The following is a 15,343-nucleotide window of genomic DNA, read 5'->3' as shown; positions in this document are numbered from 1 at the left end:
TTTTCATTCTAAATACTTTAAAAGGAGTCGGTTGTGTTTTCAGGTTTGTCAGGTTCGTTTTTCTCGATGATGGGTCGAGTGATTGTGCTGGCAGTAGTTTTCCTCGGCGCCAGTCAAGCAGCACAGGCTCAATTTTCAATGGTTGGTGCCGCCAAAATCACATTTCGTGGAACGGTCATTGATTCCAGCCGTAAAGTCGGGCTATCCAACGCCCTGGTTACCATTCGCACTGAATATGATGAATACCGGACGTACACCGACTCCGATGGTGAGTTTGTCCTGGAAGTCGCGTCGCCAAAAGAAATGAAAGATTTTGAGATTGTGTTTAGCCACCCTGACTACCGCGAAAAGTATTTCAACACGGCTTTTGACCGGGCGATTCGTGGTACATTTGAGGCAAAGGTCCAGAGCGGACAGGTCAAAGTCAAACACTATAAAACAAAGTCCCAGCTTAACTGCGGCGGTACACTGTCAGTTGGAACCAAAGACGGAGGGCCAGTTTCCGCCCAGTTGACCTGTGGCAACCAACTCACATTTGCTCTCAATTTGCCTGATGGCAATAGTTTAAGCGTCATGGCACCCTCCGCTTTTGAATTTAAGGTTGAGAAAGAAAAAGTTCAGATTCAGGGAATCAGCGGCTCGGCCATTACCGTCGGATTGACGGCAGTTGTCTATAAACGGTGAAATTTTGGTGAGGTCTTTATGTCTAATTACTTTGATAAATTTTCGGAATGGCGGAAAAAAGCCCAGGAAAAGGCTCAGGAACTCGACGAGAAATACAATCTCTCCGATAAAGTCGAGCAAACGGTGAAAGCCGCTGGCGATGCCGTTCGCAAAGGCGAAGAAGCCGCCCGTGAAGCAACTGAATCCATTTCCGAAGCGGCCAAAACGGTGACCGAAAAGGTAGAGCCGACGATTTCTTCAGCCGTCAATACCGCCCGCGATGGATTTCAGAAGCTCGACGAAGAGCACAAAATCACGGATAACCTCAAAAAAGCCGCTGGAGATTCAGCCAAAGTCAGCGCCGACGCCATCAAAACCGGCGCCAGTAAAGCCGTGGAAAAAGCCGAGGAAGCCGCCGAAAAAGCGGCTGAAGCGGCTGAAAAAGCCGCCAAAGTGTACAGCACCGCCAAAGAAACCGCCTCTGACGCCGCTGATAAGGCCGCCAAAGCCTATGGTTCAGCCCGCGAAACCGCCAAAGAATATTACACCCGTGCTGAGGAAGCCTACGATTTCGGCACTCGTGCTGCGCGCGCCACGACCTCAACCTTCAATGGCATTTCATCTGCCAAACAATGGATCGAAGAAAACCCTGGCACGGCAGCGCTGATTGGCGTTGCCGCGATTGCCGGCATTCGGTTGGGTTCAGCTTTTCCTGGATTGGACAAAGTGTTGTTTGGAGTTTCACGGCACTGGTTGTTCCACAGCGCGCTGATTTCAGTCGGCTCAACTGAGCTTTCCAAGCGGTTTATGAAATACCTGAAAGAACAGGACCGGCTGGTGGCGGAAGGAAATTTGACCGAGGCCGAAGTGGAACGCATTCGATTTCAACGCAAAGCGGCTCAATATGTCGGCGCCCCACTCCTGGGTGCGTTTAACATTGCACTCGGAACAACGTTGCTAACTGAGATTTTCACACCGGGCCGGATTGTTGGCTTCCCGATTGATATTGTGCTTGGTGGAAATCCGATTTTGGAAACCGTCTGGTTGTTTGGAAATGGACTGGTCTGTATTTATAACGGCTATCAACTCGTGATGTATGCCTTTGAAGACCAGGAAGAATTCCAGCGCATCGTCCGTGAAATCAAAGCTTTACTGCCTGAAGACGCCGCATCGAAGCCATCTTCAAGCGCTGCATAACTTGAAACAAAATAAAAGAACGAGCCTTATGCCATTTGTCGTAACCCATGAATTTCAAGAGGAAGAAACACTTGCATCCAAAGCACAATGGTTCCAATCCTTATCCCTTGAGGAAAGAATGGAATTGCTTTGTGAATTTACAGACCTTATTCTTGAAACAAACCCTCAAATTTTAATGGCCAAAAATGCTCAACCGATTACTGGACGTGTTTGTGTCATTTGAAGGGTAGTTGAGAAACGGTGTTCTCTCACTGAGAGAACTGATTTTCGAAGGCAATGTATTATGAGCACAACTGTTGAACAAATTCTCAAGTCGTTTGATTTGCTTCCAAACATTGAAAAACAACACCTCATGAGAGCACTCTTGTTACGGACCTCTGACATTGATTTCGGTCCAATATCTGATGATGAATTGACAATGATTGCGGAAGAGCAATTCCTTGAGTTGGACGCACAGGAGGCAGGTAATGCCGACACCGAATCGAGGTGAAGTGTGGATTGTTGATCTTGGGTTAGCAGCCAAAGTCAGGCCAGGGTTAGTGATCAGCATTCCTGCTCATATTCAAGATCGGGCACTTGTGACACTTATTTCACATACAACCAACCCAAGAGGGACTCGTTTTGAAGTGCCGATCAAAGTTCCATATTTACGTGAAGGGGTTTTTGATGCTCAGAATCTCGTCACAATTCCAGAGGCCAAATTGTTAAAACGACTCGGGAAGCTTTCTGATGAAAACATGACGCTTGTTGAAAACAGCTTATGTTTATGGCTTGGACTCTGAAGAACTCCAAAGCTACGTCAAGCCGTAGCACTCCGCATTTTTTAAAGCCCTGGCCAATCTCCGTTCCAGCCAGAATGACAGCCCCAGCGTGACCAGCGTACTGACCCAGATCAACACCCGCCATTTGAGAAACAACGGCACGCCCCACTGAATCACAATCCCCCAGAACACACACATCACCGCCGCTCCGATCAAGACATCTCGTCGCTCTTTGGCCAGCAACGGGTAACCAGTTGCACACCCTGCCTGGATTCCAATTGTAAAGGGGACAGCCACCACCAGATCAATCACATAGTGCTCGCCAAGCCCAACAGTTCCCATCAGCGTGAAAATCACGAAAATCCACGCCATCACCTGTGCCCAGCGGGCATACCAGCGCGAATTCAGCAGTAAAATCAATACCCAGGCGGTGTGCAGTGACGGCATGGCATTGCGCCGGAGCGGTTCGTCAACCGAAACGGCCAGATAGGAAAGATCAGTGGCCGGAGGTGAAGCGCTCATCGGAAAAATGTCTCCGAACATATAGCGCGGACCAATCGCCGGACACAGGTGATAGCCGAAATATCCAACCGCACCCACCATCAAGAACGCCACCAAAATGCTCACCGGGACCCGTTTCGGACGGCTGATTTGAAGCGCCACCAGCACCGAAAACGCCAACGGCAGGGCCAGATAAATCAATAAGCTGGTTTGAAACAACAGGCTGTATTTCAAAAACAACCGCCCCATAACAAAGCTGATCTGTCCGCCATAGGCTTCATCCAGGGCATAGAGCAGTCGGTCATAAGTCAACGGATGCAAAAAAGTGAGCCGGAGAAAAAATTCGACCAGAATGACATAGTTCGGAATGATGCTCGACGCCATGAGCGTAATCAGCCGATTTTCACGCGCTTCGCCTTCAGCCCGAACCGCCTGGATCGCCAGCATCACCAGACTCGCGCCGCCAAAACCATAGCCGCTGCTCAAAATCAAGCGTTCAAGCGTTCGCCATTCGCTGCTACGGCCAGTAGCTAAGGCCGCATTGACCAGTATTCCCACTCCGATGGTTATCCATACTTCCGTCAGCGGTGGACGTCGCCAGAGGTAGATAAAAAACGTCCCAATCAAGGCCAGCGAGAGAAATACTTCACCGTCCAGAAACGAGGTATACAGATTAAGCAGGGGAGGTTTGGAAATGCCGGTCCGGGCAATACATTCGATGATGAGTGTTCCAACCGTCAGTGCCCAGACGATTTTTTTGAGTTCAGGAGTTTGTGGATTTGACATTCAAGAAGCGAAGTAGCGAGTAGCGAGTAGCGAAGTAGCGAGTAGCGAAGTAGCGAGTAGCGAGTAGCGAAGTAGCGAGTAGCGAGTAGCGAAGGACTTCAGCCTTGATTTCCAGTCCTGGTGTGTCAACCCCAAAGTTCTTTTTCTTCTGCTACTTCGCTACTTCACTACTTCACTATTTCACTATATTTCTCTATCCAATCAGCCTGCGCGCGGGTTGCTGGGACCGCACACCGGCGAGCGGTTCGAAGCGCAGCCAGACTGTCGGATACGGAAAGTCCCTGTTTGACCAGAAGACAGGCCGCAACCATCCCCGAGCGGCCAATCCCGCCTCGACAATGGATCACAACTTTACGACCAGCCAGTAGTGCGTCCTGAAGTTGATCCACAAGCTGGTTTACTGCTTGAAAAGAAGCTGGAATATCAAAATCTGGGATTGGGAATGAGATAAACCGGAGTCCTTTTTGCTGACACAGGGTGGCTTCAGCTTCAACTTCCAACATTGATTCTTCTTCCGGCGTCAACAATGAAACCAGGATATCAACCCCATCCAATTGAAGCGCTTCAATTTCAGATTCAAGTTCAGCACCACCTTCAGGGCAGGGCATGATGGCCAGATTCGGCTGAACTGATCGAACCCAAAAGACTCGGAGTGAGAGCGGAATGTTCATTGAATGATCATTGCTTTTGTTTGAAAAACCACCCCTTATTTTGGAATACCGTTTTGAAGTGAGATTGACCTCTTCAGCCCGTTTTCTTCAGCCCCAAGCCCAATGTCTTCAGCCCTACCTGGATTTAGTCGTCTCCATTGAGCCGATGACCGTCGAGCATCTCGACATACTCAACGGCAATGCGTTTGACTTCACGAGGTTTGCTGCCTTCAGACGGCCCAACGTAGCCTTCAATTTCCATCATATCGAGGATTTTCGCCGCCCGACCATAGCCAATGCTCAACCGGCGTTGGAGCACCGAAGTTGATGCCCGTCCCATCTGGACAATAATCCGCATGGCATCGTCATAGAGTTCATCGCGTTCGCCCAGGCTGTTTTCACCGCCTTCGCCTTCATCTTCCGAGCGCTGAATGCTGTCATTGTACTGAGGCTGCCCCTGCGCTTTGACATGATCAACAATCCGATTGATTTCGGCTTCACTGACATAGGACCCGTGGATGCGTTCCAATCGAGAGGTTCCCGGCGGGAGGAACAGCATATCGCCTTGCCCAAGTAACCCTTCCGCCCCGTTGGCATCAAGAATTGTCCGCGAGTCAACTTTTGACGAGACCCGGAATGACATCCGAGCCGGAAAATTGGCTTTGATCAACCCGGTGATGACATCCACTGACGGTCGCTGGGTAGCCACCACGAGGTGGATTCCAACGGCACGGGCCATTTGGGCCAGTCGGGTAATCGCGGTTTCCACTTCGGATGAAGCCACCATCATCAGGTCGGCCAGTTCGTCAATCACAATCACGAGATAGGGCAATTTGGCGGGTGGTTCATCCAGCCCAAATCGGGCGACATCGCCGGAGCCGCAGATTTCATTGTTGAACTGGCTGATATTGCGCACCCCGAAATTCGCCAGTTGTTTGTACCGGGTTTCCATTTCCCGAACCGCCCAGTTGAGTGCGTTCGCCGCACATTTCGGGTCCACGATGATTTTGGTCAACAGGTGCGGAATGCCTTCATAGAGCCCAAGTTCTACCCGTTTTGGATCAACCAGGATCATTTTTACATCCGAAGGCGTGGCCTGGAGCAACAGCGAGCAAATCAGCGCATTGACCATCACCGATTTCCCGGAACCGGTCGAACCGGCAATCAACAAATGGGGCATTTTGGCCAAATCACTGGCGTATGGATTGCCTTCAATTGTTTTTCCAAGCGCAATCATCAAGGGCGAAAAGCCCGAGTCCCGATGCTTTCGCTCATAGTCATCTGACTCAACCACTTCACGCAAGAAAATCACTTCCCGCTTCAGGTTAGGAATTTCAATCCCAATCGTTGACTTGCCTGGGAGCCGGTCAATTCGGACCGACACGGCTTTCATGGCCAGACACAGGTCGTCCGTCAAATTGGCCACCCGGCTATATTTCACGCCTGGGTCGGGTTTGAATTCAAAGGTGGTCACCACCGGGCCTGGATGAATATTTTCAATCTTCCCAGTGACATTGAATTCACGACATTTTTCAGCCAGTAACCGGGCACGATCCCACAGTTCAGCGTCCGCCTGTTCCTGGCGTGGCGGGGGCATTTCGAGCATCAGGATCGAAGGCTTTTGATATCCAGAGGCTCCGGGCTTGCCACCAAATCCAAGGGTCATTGATGGTGGTGGTTTTGGCGTGGCAGGTGCCATCATCGAGGATTTGGCTCGCTCCAACGTGTCACGCCGGTGTTCACCGGTTTGGTGGCGCACAATATGTGCCGAACCAACCATTTTTTCGATTTCAGGGTCCGGCTTGGCCTTTGGGACTGGTGTTGGGTCAAATACTGGGCGGACGTCGGCGGCTTGACGGGCTTCAGCCGCCTGGCGAGCTTCGGCGGCAGCTTTGGCTTCGGCAATCAGTTGCCGTGTATCAGACCCACCGGTTGGACGGCGTGGCGTTGGCGTTGGTGGCGGCTCAAAGACTGGCTGGACGGGTTCATCCGTGAAAGTTTGCAAATTCTGCTGTTGCTTCTGCTTCAGCTTTTCACGCAACAACCGACGAGTTGCGGAACCGGGCGTGTCAAAATCCCCAGTTGACGGAACGGCAAAATTCGGCGGTGCACCCACTGGCTCGGCTCGAACCACGTCATTTAATGAAGAAATATGCTTCGGCTTGCGACTTGAAGCCGGTGTCTGGGGGGCAGGCTCTGGTTTGACCTCGGCTGGCGCTTGACTTGATTGAGCAGCCTGGGGCGGAGGCGTGAGAATCGGTTCGAATTCCGGAGTTGTCGGACGAACTGGCTGGGGTTTCGGCATCTGATGACCACTGCCCACATCAGTTTTCAAATCACCATACAACTCTTTGAGAACATCGCCTTCGCTCAAACCCTCTTCTTTTGACACAGGGCGGAGGGTGGGTTTCTTCACTTTGGCTTGTGCGGCTGCCGGTTTGCCAGGGGCAGGCTGCGCTTCAGCCAGATTTAGGAGCTGGGCTTCTGGTGCACGTGAACTGACTTCTGATGAGGTACCAGCGGAAAGCAACGCTTTCCGCTCCTGGCGGCGGGCTTTCCACTGGGTCCACCATTCAGCCAGAGCGTTCAACCGCAGTGTCTGGCGGAAGAAATCGCGCGGAGAAAAATCGGTCATAAACATAAGCGCCATCAAGATTGCCACACCAAGCAGAAGCGCCGTTCCAACCTTGTTCAAGCTGGATTCGAGAAATGTGGCAATCAAATATCCGACAAACCCACCAGGGCGAATCCGCTCTCGAAACAGAGGAAACTGGGGGACCAAACTGAGCAACCCGGTACAGGCGATCATCCCTAAGATGACTCCGCCAAACTGTGCCAGGGAAGGAAGTGTCCCGCCTTCTTGAAACAGCCTCCAGGCAAAGAAGCCAATCACAATTGGCACGAAAAACGCCACCAATCCAAATGTCTGCAATACCAAATCGGCCACAATCGCCCCAACCCGCCCAATCCAGTTATGAGTATCGCCACGTGAACCGACAACACTCCACGAAGCATCAGCCGGGTGAAAGGAAATCAGGCTCAACAACATCGCCAGTGCAATCGCCACCACCACCAACCCAAGCACTTCCCGAGGGGTCGAGGACTCAGATTGTGGGTTTTCAACCCGCTTGCTGGCTGGAAGGATTTTGGTAACAGCCGCCATAGTTGCCTCTTTTGGGGGGTTGGGGCTTCAAATTCACCGTTGCCGGTTGTGAAAAAACTGGCACGGCGCCAAACCCAGGTTCTAGTCGTCTCCGGCGCTGGCCCCATCGCGGTCCGGATTGGCACGAAAAATCAGAAATTCCTTGATAAACCCATCAATATCTCCGTCAAGCACTGAGTCAACGTCGCCCACTTCAAATTTGGTGCGGGTGTCTTTGACCAGCCGATAAGGCTGCATCACGTAGTTGCGGATTTGGGATCCAAAGGATATATCGCGTTTGGAAGCTTCGAGTTTGGCACTCTCTTCCCGCCGCTTTTCGAGTTCGAGTTCATACAGGCGCGATTTGAGCACGCGCATGGCGACTTCGCGGTTCTGGTGTTGTGATCGCTGATTCTGGCAACTGACCACAATGCCCGTTGGCAGGTGGGTCAATCGCACCGCCGAATCGGTCACGTTCACATGCTGGCCGCCAGCACCGGATGACCGATAGGTATCCACCCGGAGATCACTGTCATTGACTTCGATTTCGATATCGTCATTGAGTTCCGGATAGACAAACACCGAAGCAAAACTTGTTTCCCGACTGGCGCCAGAGGCAAATGGTGAGATACGAACCAGGCGATGAACACCCGATTCACACGACAGCAGCCCATAGGCATATTCGCCGTCAACGGTGAAGGTTGCCGACGTCAATCCGGCTTCCTTGCCTGGTTGAAGATCCACCACTTCGACCTTGAAGCCCCGTCGCTCACACCAGCGCACATACATCCGCAAGAGCATTTCAGCCCAATCCTGAGCATCTGTCCCACCCGCACCCGATTGAATGCGGACAATGGCGTTGTTGGCATCATTGGGGCCAGACATCAACATTTTGGCTTCGACGGCTTCAACCTCCTGAGCCAGCTTCGTCAGGGTTGAGGAAAGTTCGGTGTACGAGCTTTCGTCTTCGGCTGCAAATTCAAAGAGGACTTCGACATCAGCCACAGTGCGGTCAAATCGTTCGGCCTGATGGACAGCTTCTTCGGTTCGACTGCGCTGCTTCAGGATTTTTTGGGCCTGCTCCTGATCGTTCCAGAAGTCCGGAGCGCTGATCTGCGCTTCAAGTTTATCCAGGATCACACGCTTGCTATCCGGGTCAAAGAAACCTCCGCAAATGAGAAATCCGGGATTTTAAGTCAGAAAAAGTTCGAGAAAGCTCATCGAGCTCAAGCATAAGTCCTATTCACTTTTGGTTTGATAAAAAAATAGAGAAGACCAACCGTAGCAAAGAATATACTTTAAATACAAGCGTCTACGGCCTGAATTTTAAAGGATTTGCCACGCTTTGCCTGAAGAATTGAGAATGAAGAGTGAAGAAACCAAATAGTGGTTAGTGGTTGGTGATGCCAGTTAAGAGTTGAAAAAATCCTTCGTTGAAAACAAAGGGGTTATCAAAACCGCACAATGTAATCGGTTAAAGTGCTGCCTGTAACTTGCTGATTTTGAAGCCTCAATTTCAACCCTTAACTGGCATCACTACCCACTACCCACTAACCACTAACCACTTTTTTCATTCTTCATTCTCACGTCATTTCTTTTCAGTTGCTGACTTAGCAGGTGGAGGTCCGGCCAGTTCGGCTGGGTTTGGGGCTGGAACCGCAGGTGGCGCCGCAGGCGAGGCGGTTTCAAGCGTGTAGTCTGCCGGCGGGTCAAACAGTGAATCCGGCACATCAAAACTCAACTCGACAAATGAAAAGGTGCCTTTTCGGCCAGGGTTGTCACCAGCAATCCGAATTGGGAAATTCTGCAGTTTCTTGGCACACCAGAGCGTGACGATTTGTTTCCCGGCGCCTTTTTCCTGAATCACCCGAACCTTTTGGCAATCATATCCCAGCAGCGTCTCAATCCCCCCATCTTCAACTTTTATCTTTGGGTCGGTGTAAATTTCCTCAAACGGAGAAACCTGGGATTTTAATTGTGCGGTTGTTTCCGGGCTATAGGGCAATTCAATGTATTTTTTTTCAGCGGGACTGATGAGATACAGTTTCTTTTTCGCCTCATTTAAAATTTGAATTACCTTTCTCCCATCCCGAGTGACTTCAGCCCGAACATTCCCTTCCTTACGAGCAATCGTCACCACATCAGGCCGGACCGTTTGAATCCCAATTTCATACTGGACCTGCATTTTGGCCTGAAAGGTTCTGGGAATTTTGGTCAAATCAACCGGTCCCTTCATGGTAAAGCCTGATTTGTTTTCTTGATTACAGGCCACACCGGTAATGACAACGAGTCCAATCCATACCCACATCGTGAGCAGTTTTCGTGCAGAATAAATCATGTTGATAAGTCCTAAAGCTTTGATTTGTATGATGTCAAAAAGAAATGAAGCAGCAAGAGTCAGTCCCACCTGCGTAAGTGGGTGGGCAAGAACCCTGACCCCACCCACTTACGCAGGTGGTACTAACAGCCATGTCTCAGGAAGGGCGGTCAACGATAAACCGGGCGAGTTGAACTAAAATATCGGTTCTCCGTCCCAGTGGAGCGACCAGGTCAACGGCTTCGTCAACCACCTCGCGTGCTTTTTGACGTGAAGCGTCAAGTCCGAACAGTGCCGGGTAGGTGGCTTTTCCAGCGGCGACGTCTTTCCCCGGCGTTTTTCCAAGAGCTTCGGAGGTTGAAGTAACGTCGAGAATATCATCAGCAATTTGAAATGCCAGCCCGATGCACTCTCCATACCGGCCCAGGATGCGGATTTCATCTTCGGTTGTGCCCGCCATATGACCACCGCACACAACTGCCGCCCGAATCAGGGCACCAGTCTTGGAGCGATGGATGTAGGCCAGCATATCGGCATCTATAGGTTGGCCTTCAGCCTGGATGTCAGCCATCTGACCGCCAATCATCCCGTTGACCGTCCCTCCGGCCTGTGCCAGTTCAGCAATGACCCGAATTTTCCGCTCGATCAAGGCTGGCGGGACCTCCATTTCGGCCAGCACCTGAAACGCCCAGGTCAACAACGCATCTCCAGCCAGAATGGCCGTGGCTTCGTCAAATTGTTTGTGGCAGGTTGGCATTCCACGGCGCAGATCATCGTTGTCCATGGCGGGCAGGTCGTCGTGGATGAGCGAATAGGTATGCAGCATCTCAAAGGCACAACCCGTTGGAAGCAAATAGTTTAAATTCCCTTCGAACGCTTCGCCGGCAGCGATGACCAGCAAGGGACGCAGCCGTTTGCCACCGGCAAACACACTATATCGCATGGCCTCGTGCAATCGGGTGGGGGGAGTGCTGGTCGAAGGCATCAATCGCTCTAAACAGGCATTGATCTCCTCTCGGCGGAGCGTGAAATAAGTTTCAAGTGAAAGTTCCATAAATCAGTGGTCAGTGGTGTGTCCTTTAGGTTAAATGCCTGGGGATTGGTTTGTGGGTCCTGAATTTGAGCAACCTGGAACCCTGACAAAGAAGACAAGGAAATTTTTCATCCCTCATCTTTTCAAAAACCCGGAATCCGAACCTCTAGCTTTTCAGATAAATATTTCCTGGGAGCGCGGGCATCCCGCCCGCACTAGACCTATTGATAACAACGGCGTTGCGGGCAAGACGCCCGCGCTCTCAACCAGAAATCTTTTTCTGAAGAACTATCACTCCCACTTGAGACCCGTTCGGCGGGTGATCAATTGAGCCAGTTCCAGGCCGCCAGTAAACGATGAGGTTGTAAACGAAATGGTGGTATATTGTCCGCGAACCGTATACTTCAGATGAGACATTGACCGGGTCTGGCTCCGTTCAGCGTGGAGTGCGACAACTTCAGCCCAGGGAATAAAATACTGCTGCCAGACGCCCTGATATTCGATGCCTTCAAACGTGATCGTGATGTTCACCCGCGAGTAACTCCAGCCAGTCAGGAGTAAAAACAATCCCAGCAACGTCAAAGGAATAACCGCCAGCATCGTAATCGCAAACCAGTAGAAGGTATTTCCCAGAACGGCAATGATTCCAAACAAGGTCAGCAACGTACCCGGAACATAAAAATAATATTGGATCCCGGTCTGAAGTGGGAATTCACGATTCCCCATGTGGGTCGTTTGTGATGGGGCATTCCCTTCCCACTCAAGGCCAAGATTGGCTGGTGGATTTTGAACTGGAGGCAGTGAACCAGGTGACTGGGGGGCGGCCTGGGCACTACGGACTGGGGCATTGACCGGAGGTGCCGCCGGCAGTGACAGGCCGCCGCCAACAGCAGGCGGTACGGCGGGCACGGTTTCCATCACCGGTGGTGCTGACATCTCTGGTCCGGGGAGTACAAAATCAAAGCGCAATTGTGGCCCACCGACGCCGAACTCAACCACATCGCCGCCGACCAGTTTGGTATAGGTCACCCGGTGATTTTTGAGGAAGGTGCCATTGGTGCTGTTCAGATCTTTGAGGTAGAGGTTCTTCCCGTCAAAAATCAATTCGGCGTGCCGGGCTGAAGCACGGGTATCGTGCGGCGCCAGTTGAACCGTATTGACTGGCGCCCGGCCAATCGTGACCGGAAAAGCAGTGTACGCCTGACGCTGGCCAGCATGCCGGCCTGTAATGTGAGTGATGGTGACTTCGAGCACGTCCACAGCGGCCCTTCCCTATTGGTTGTCGGATTCAGAACCAGCGTCTTCCGCCATGGTTTCAAACGGCACGGGTGTCGGCTCCGCCCCAGTCCCTTTGAGCAAAATCTCAATCCGGCGCTCTGCCCCGTCCAGTCGTTGCCGACACAGTCGCGCCAATCCAACCCCGCGTTCAAACAGGGTGAGCGCTTCGTCGAGGGGTAAATCACCGGCTTCCAATTGGCGGACAACTTGTTCCAGTTCAGCGAGTGAATGTTCAAATTCAAGTGGTTGGTTTTGCGTTTTTGGTGTTTGGTTCATTCCGGATTTCCTGATATGCTGCCTTGACCAAGCCTTCCAGGGTTCAAGCGATGTGGTCGCCTAGTATATGCGCGAGACACGACGCTGAGAAGTCACAAATTTTCCAATTTGATGCCGATTTTTTACCGGAGCACGTTCCGATGACGTCTTCCCCTTCTGCCTTTGACTCCGAACTTGAACGTTTGCGTCAGGAGAATGCCCGACTGCAAGTAATTGAACAAACGCTGGTGGTCTTACAGGAACAGGAAAATCTGTTTTTGGCCCTGGCCAATACTTCGCCGGTGATGGTTTGGATGTCTGGCGTTGATGGTAAATGCTTCTTTTTTAATGATCGCTGGCTCATCTTCCGAGGCCGGACCCTGAACCAGGAAAGCGGCGATGGCTGGATCGAAGGCGTTCATCCAGACGATGCCCAGTACTGCTTTGATACCTATCTTCAAGCATTTCGCCAGCAAAAAGAGTTTGAAATGGAATACCGCCTTCAACGGGCAGATGGCGAATACCGCTGGGTTTTGGATATTGGACGCCCCCACTATGTCGCCGGAAGTTTTGCCGGCTATGTTGGAAGCTGCATTGATATTACCGAACGCAAACAAACCGAACGCTGGGAAGCGGCGCAAAAGAAAGTTTTAGAACTCATTACCCAAAATGCTGACCTGAATCAGGTTTTTCACCTGTTGATTCAAACCCTCGAAGACCTCATTCCAGGCATGATTGGCTCGATCCTGCTCCTCGATCATGACGGAAAACGACTGGTACAGGGTGCGGCGCCGCACCTGCCTGACGAATACAACCAGCAAATTCAAGGCATTGAAATCGGCCCCCAGGCTGGGTCGTGTGGAACCGCCGTGTATCGCCGAGAGCTGGTCATTGTCGAAGACACCTTCACTGATCCCCTGTGGACCGACTATGTTTCACTCACCAAGAAATTCAACCTGCGGGCCTGCTGGTCACAGCCAATTATTTCCGCGACTGGTCGGGTACTGGGCACATTTGCCATGTATTACCACACACCGCGCCAGCCAACCGCCGAAGAACAAAATCTGATTATTGGCGCTGGCCGACTGGCCGGGATTGCCATCGAACGCCACCAGGCGGAAAAAGCCATCCACCTGAGCGAAGAACGATTTGAACTCGCCGTTCATGGAGCCAACCTTGGGCTGTGGGACTGGAATTGCGAAACCAAGGAAATCTTCGTCAATGACCGATGGGCCGAAATGCTTGGATACCAGCGCCATGAACTAGACCTGCATCAGGATACCTGGGAGCGTCTGGTTCACCCCGATGACTTTCCTCAGGCTCAAGCACTCCTGAATGAGCATCTTGCCGGAAAAACCCCTTTTTACCAGACTGAATACCGCCTCCGAACCAAATCTGGGGACTGGTGCTGGGTTCTTGACAGCGGGAAAGTGGTGGAACGTGACCCAAATGGAAACCCTCGCCGGGTCTCTGGCACACACCTCGATATTACCAAACGAAAACAGTTTGAAGAGCAACTGATTCAATCCCACAGCATGACCAGCATTGGACGGCTGGCTGGCGGAATCGCACATAACTTTAACAACCTGCTCACCGTCGTCACCGGGTACACCGATTTGCTCGCCAAACGACTTCCGCAGGATTCAGCATTCCAACGCTATTTGTCCAACATCCAGGAAGCAGCAACCCGAGGGGCTTCACTGACGCATCAATTGCTGGCCTTTGCCCGCAAACAGCCCATCAGACCTCAGGAAGCCCTGATCAATGAGGTTATCGGCGATACCGAAATGCTGTTTTCAGATCTGTTGGAAAAGAATATTGAACTCCAGATCAAGCTGGACCCCGCTGCTGGTAAAGTCAAACTTGACCCGGTTCAATTTGAACAGGTGATCTTCAATCTCGTGATCAATGCTCGTGATGCCATGCCCGAAGGCGGAAAACTCTCGATTTCAACCCGCAATGTGGTGTTTGAGGCAGAACCAGCGGAGCAGCATCCGGAAATCCGCCCAGGCCACTATGTTCAAGTTCAAATCAGCGACACCGGCATTGGAATGACCGAAGAGGTTCGCCGAAACATCTTCGAACCTTTTTTTACCACCAAGGAAGTTGGCAAAGGGACTGGTCTTGGTCTGGCAAGTTGTTATGGGATTGTCAAACAGCACCAGGGTCACATTCTGGTAAATAGCAAACCAGAGAAAGGAACTACCTTTACCATTCTGTTTCCATTAATTGAACCCTCAGTTGAAATGAACCGGCTGATACTTCAGGAGGAGAGAAGCTCGCCGGCTTCAACCGTGATGGTAGTTGAAGATGACCCGCTGGTGCGGGTCATGGCAGCAGAGGTGTTGAAGGATCAGGGATTTACAGTGCTTGAAGGAATTCATGGCCTTGATGCATTACAAGCCGCTGAATCATTTGATCAACCGATTCAGCTACTTATTACGGATGTCGTCATGCCACATATGGGCGGTCCCGAATTAGCACAGGCGTTAACCAAAACCAATCCGAATCTCAAAGTGATTTATCTTTCCGGTTATTCACTTGATGCGCTGGAAGGCCACAACATCGCCATCCCTCCGACCAGCTACCTGATGAAACCCTTTACCCCAGATAGTCTCTTGGAAAAAGTTCATCAGTGTCTGAATACGAAAACCACGAAAAACACGAAAAAGAAATCCAAAGACTTCAATGGGGTCTGAGCTTTTGTCAGGGAAAGTGCCACCGAACTCAAAAGAAAATGGCTTCGACCCAAATGAAAAT

Annotated in this window: 14 protein-coding genes; 6 read left to right on the top strand and 8 right to left on the bottom strand. The window is 51.3% G+C overall.

Annotated elements, in window-relative coordinates; all coding sequences use genetic code 11:
- Window positions 1–33: 33 nt before the first annotated feature.
- Genes HY774_13510 through HY774_13490 form a run of 5 tightly spaced genes read left to right on the top strand, consistent with a single transcriptional unit; the run spans window position 34 to window position 2,642 of the window.
- Complete coding sequence (locus tag HY774_13510; GenBank protein MBI4749501.1) at window positions 34–684, top strand: carboxypeptidase regulatory-like domain-containing protein; 651 nt, start codon at window positions 34–36, stop codon at window positions 682–684.
- Window positions 685–702: 18 nt separating this feature from the next.
- Window positions 703–1,860 (top strand): hypothetical protein, encoded by a 1,158-nt coding sequence (locus HY774_13505; protein MBI4749500.1) that lies wholly within the window; start codon window positions 703–705, stop codon window positions 1,858–1,860.
- 28 nt (window positions 1,861–1,888) lie between these two features.
- Complete coding sequence (locus HY774_13500; protein MBI4749499.1) at window positions 1,889–2,083, top strand: hypothetical protein; 195 nt, start codon at window positions 1,889–1,891, stop codon at window positions 2,081–2,083.
- 60 nt (window positions 2,084–2,143) lie between these two features.
- The gene (locus HY774_13495) at window positions 2,144–2,350 is read left to right on the top strand and encodes a hypothetical protein (GenBank protein ID MBI4749498.1); all 207 of its coding nucleotides are present in this window, start codon (window positions 2,144–2,146) and stop codon (window positions 2,348–2,350) included.
- The gene (locus HY774_13490) at window positions 2,328–2,642 is read left to right on the top strand and encodes a type II toxin-antitoxin system PemK/MazF family toxin (protein ID MBI4749497.1); all 315 of its coding nucleotides are present in this window, start codon (window positions 2,328–2,330) and stop codon (window positions 2,640–2,642) included. Before HY774_13495 ends, HY774_13490 begins: the two co-directional genes overlap by 23 nt.
- 12 nt (window positions 2,643–2,654) lie before the next feature.
- Here the strand turns inward: HY774_13490 and HY774_13485 are convergent, their stop codons facing one another.
- From HY774_13485 to xseB, 8 genes are all read right to left on the bottom strand, one after another.
- Entirely contained in the window at window positions 2,655–3,908 is a 1,254-nt protein-coding gene (locus HY774_13485; protein ID MBI4749496.1) for a phosphatase PAP2 family protein, read from the bottom strand.
- A 167-nt stretch (window positions 3,909–4,075) separates the two neighbouring features.
- Window positions 4,076–4,579, bottom strand: coding sequence for a dual specificity protein phosphatase family protein (locus tag HY774_13480; protein MBI4749495.1), 504 nt, complete (start codon window positions 4,577–4,579; stop codon window positions 4,076–4,078).
- Window positions 4,580–4,703: 124 nt separating this feature from the next.
- Window positions 4,704–7,208, bottom strand: coding sequence for a DUF87 domain-containing protein (locus HY774_13475; GenBank protein MBI4749494.1), 2,505 nt, complete (start codon window positions 7,206–7,208; stop codon window positions 4,704–4,706).
- Window positions 7,209–7,802: 594 nt separating this feature from the next.
- Window positions 7,803–8,934, bottom strand: a protein-coding gene (gene prfB, locus HY774_13470) for a peptide chain release factor 2 (GenBank protein MBI4749493.1) whose coding sequence is annotated in 2 segments (ribosomal slippage) — window positions 7,803–8,858 and window positions 8,860–8,934 — 1,131 coding nt in all. Because the reading frame shifts where the segments join, the coding sequence is not laid out codon by codon here.
- A gap of 354 nt (window positions 8,935–9,288) precedes the next feature.
- Complete coding sequence (locus HY774_13465; GenBank protein ID MBI4749492.1) at window positions 9,289–10,038, bottom strand: DUF4412 domain-containing protein; 750 nt, start codon at window positions 10,036–10,038, stop codon at window positions 9,289–9,291.
- Between the two features lie 136 nt (window positions 10,039–10,174).
- Window positions 10,175–11,071, bottom strand: coding sequence for a polyprenyl synthetase family protein (locus HY774_13460; protein MBI4749491.1), 897 nt, complete (start codon window positions 11,069–11,071; stop codon window positions 10,175–10,177).
- 270 nt (window positions 11,072–11,341) lie between these two features.
- Window positions 11,342–12,310, bottom strand: coding sequence for an FHA domain-containing protein (locus tag HY774_13455; protein MBI4749490.1), 969 nt, complete (start codon window positions 12,308–12,310; stop codon window positions 11,342–11,344).
- A gap of 12 nt (window positions 12,311–12,322) precedes the next feature.
- Window positions 12,323–12,604, bottom strand: coding sequence for an exodeoxyribonuclease VII small subunit (gene xseB, locus HY774_13450; protein ID MBI4749489.1), 282 nt, complete (start codon window positions 12,602–12,604; stop codon window positions 12,323–12,325).
- A 140-nt stretch (window positions 12,605–12,744) separates the two neighbouring features.
- Between xseB and HY774_13445 the strand changes: the two genes are divergently transcribed.
- Complete coding sequence (locus HY774_13445) at window positions 12,745–15,282, top strand: PAS domain-containing protein (protein ID MBI4749488.1); 2,538 nt, start codon at window positions 12,745–12,747, stop codon at window positions 15,280–15,282.
- Window positions 15,283–15,343: the final 61 nt, after the last annotated feature.

It is taken from the genome of Acidobacteriota bacterium (assembly GCA_016208495.1).
Lineage (GTDB): Bacteria > Acidobacteriota > Blastocatellia > Chloracidobacteriales > Chloracidobacteriaceae > JACQXX01.
Note: the sequence above shows the minus strand (reverse complement) of the source record. Positions and strands in the feature narration are given on the sequence as shown.

What these genes read in the sequence shown, in the direction of transcription:
- HY774_13505 (MBI4749500.1), top strand. Translation starts at nt 703, where the DNA reads ATGTCTAATTACTTTGATAAATTTTCGGAATGGCGGAAAAAAGCCCAG.
- HY774_13500 (MBI4749499.1), top strand. Translation starts at nt 1,889, where the DNA reads ATGCCATTTGTCGTAACCCATGAATTTCAAGAGGAAGAAACACTTGCA.
- HY774_13495 (MBI4749498.1), top strand. Translation starts at nt 2,144, where the DNA reads ATGAGCACAACTGTTGAACAAATTCTCAAGTCGTTTGATTTGCTTCCA.
- HY774_13490 (MBI4749497.1), top strand. Translation starts at nt 2,328, where the DNA reads ATGCCGACACCGAATCGAGGTGAAGTGTGGATTGTTGATCTTGGGTTA.
- HY774_13485 (MBI4749496.1), bottom strand. Translation starts at nt 3,908, where the DNA reads ATGTCAAATCCACAAACTCCTGAACTCAAAAAAATCGTCTGGGCACTG.
- HY774_13480 (MBI4749495.1), bottom strand. Translation starts at nt 4,579, where the DNA reads ATGAACATTCCGCTCTCACTCCGAGTCTTTTGGGTTCGATCAGTTCAG.
- HY774_13475 (MBI4749494.1), bottom strand. Translation starts at nt 7,208, where the DNA reads ATGGCGCTTATGTTTATGACCGATTTTTCTCCGCGCGATTTCTTCCGC.
- HY774_13465 (MBI4749492.1), bottom strand. Translation starts at nt 10,038, where the DNA reads ATGATTTATTCTGCACGAAAACTGCTCACGATGTGGGTATGGATTGGA.
- HY774_13460 (MBI4749491.1), bottom strand. Translation starts at nt 11,071, where the DNA reads ATGGAACTTTCACTTGAAACTTATTTCACGCTCCGCCGAGAGGAGATC.
- xseB (MBI4749489.1), bottom strand. Translation starts at nt 12,604, where the DNA reads ATGAACCAAACACCAAAAACGCAAAACCAACCACTTGAATTTGAACAT.
- HY774_13445 (MBI4749488.1), top strand. Translation starts at nt 12,745, where the DNA reads ATGACGTCTTCCCCTTCTGCCTTTGACTCCGAACTTGAACGTTTGCGT.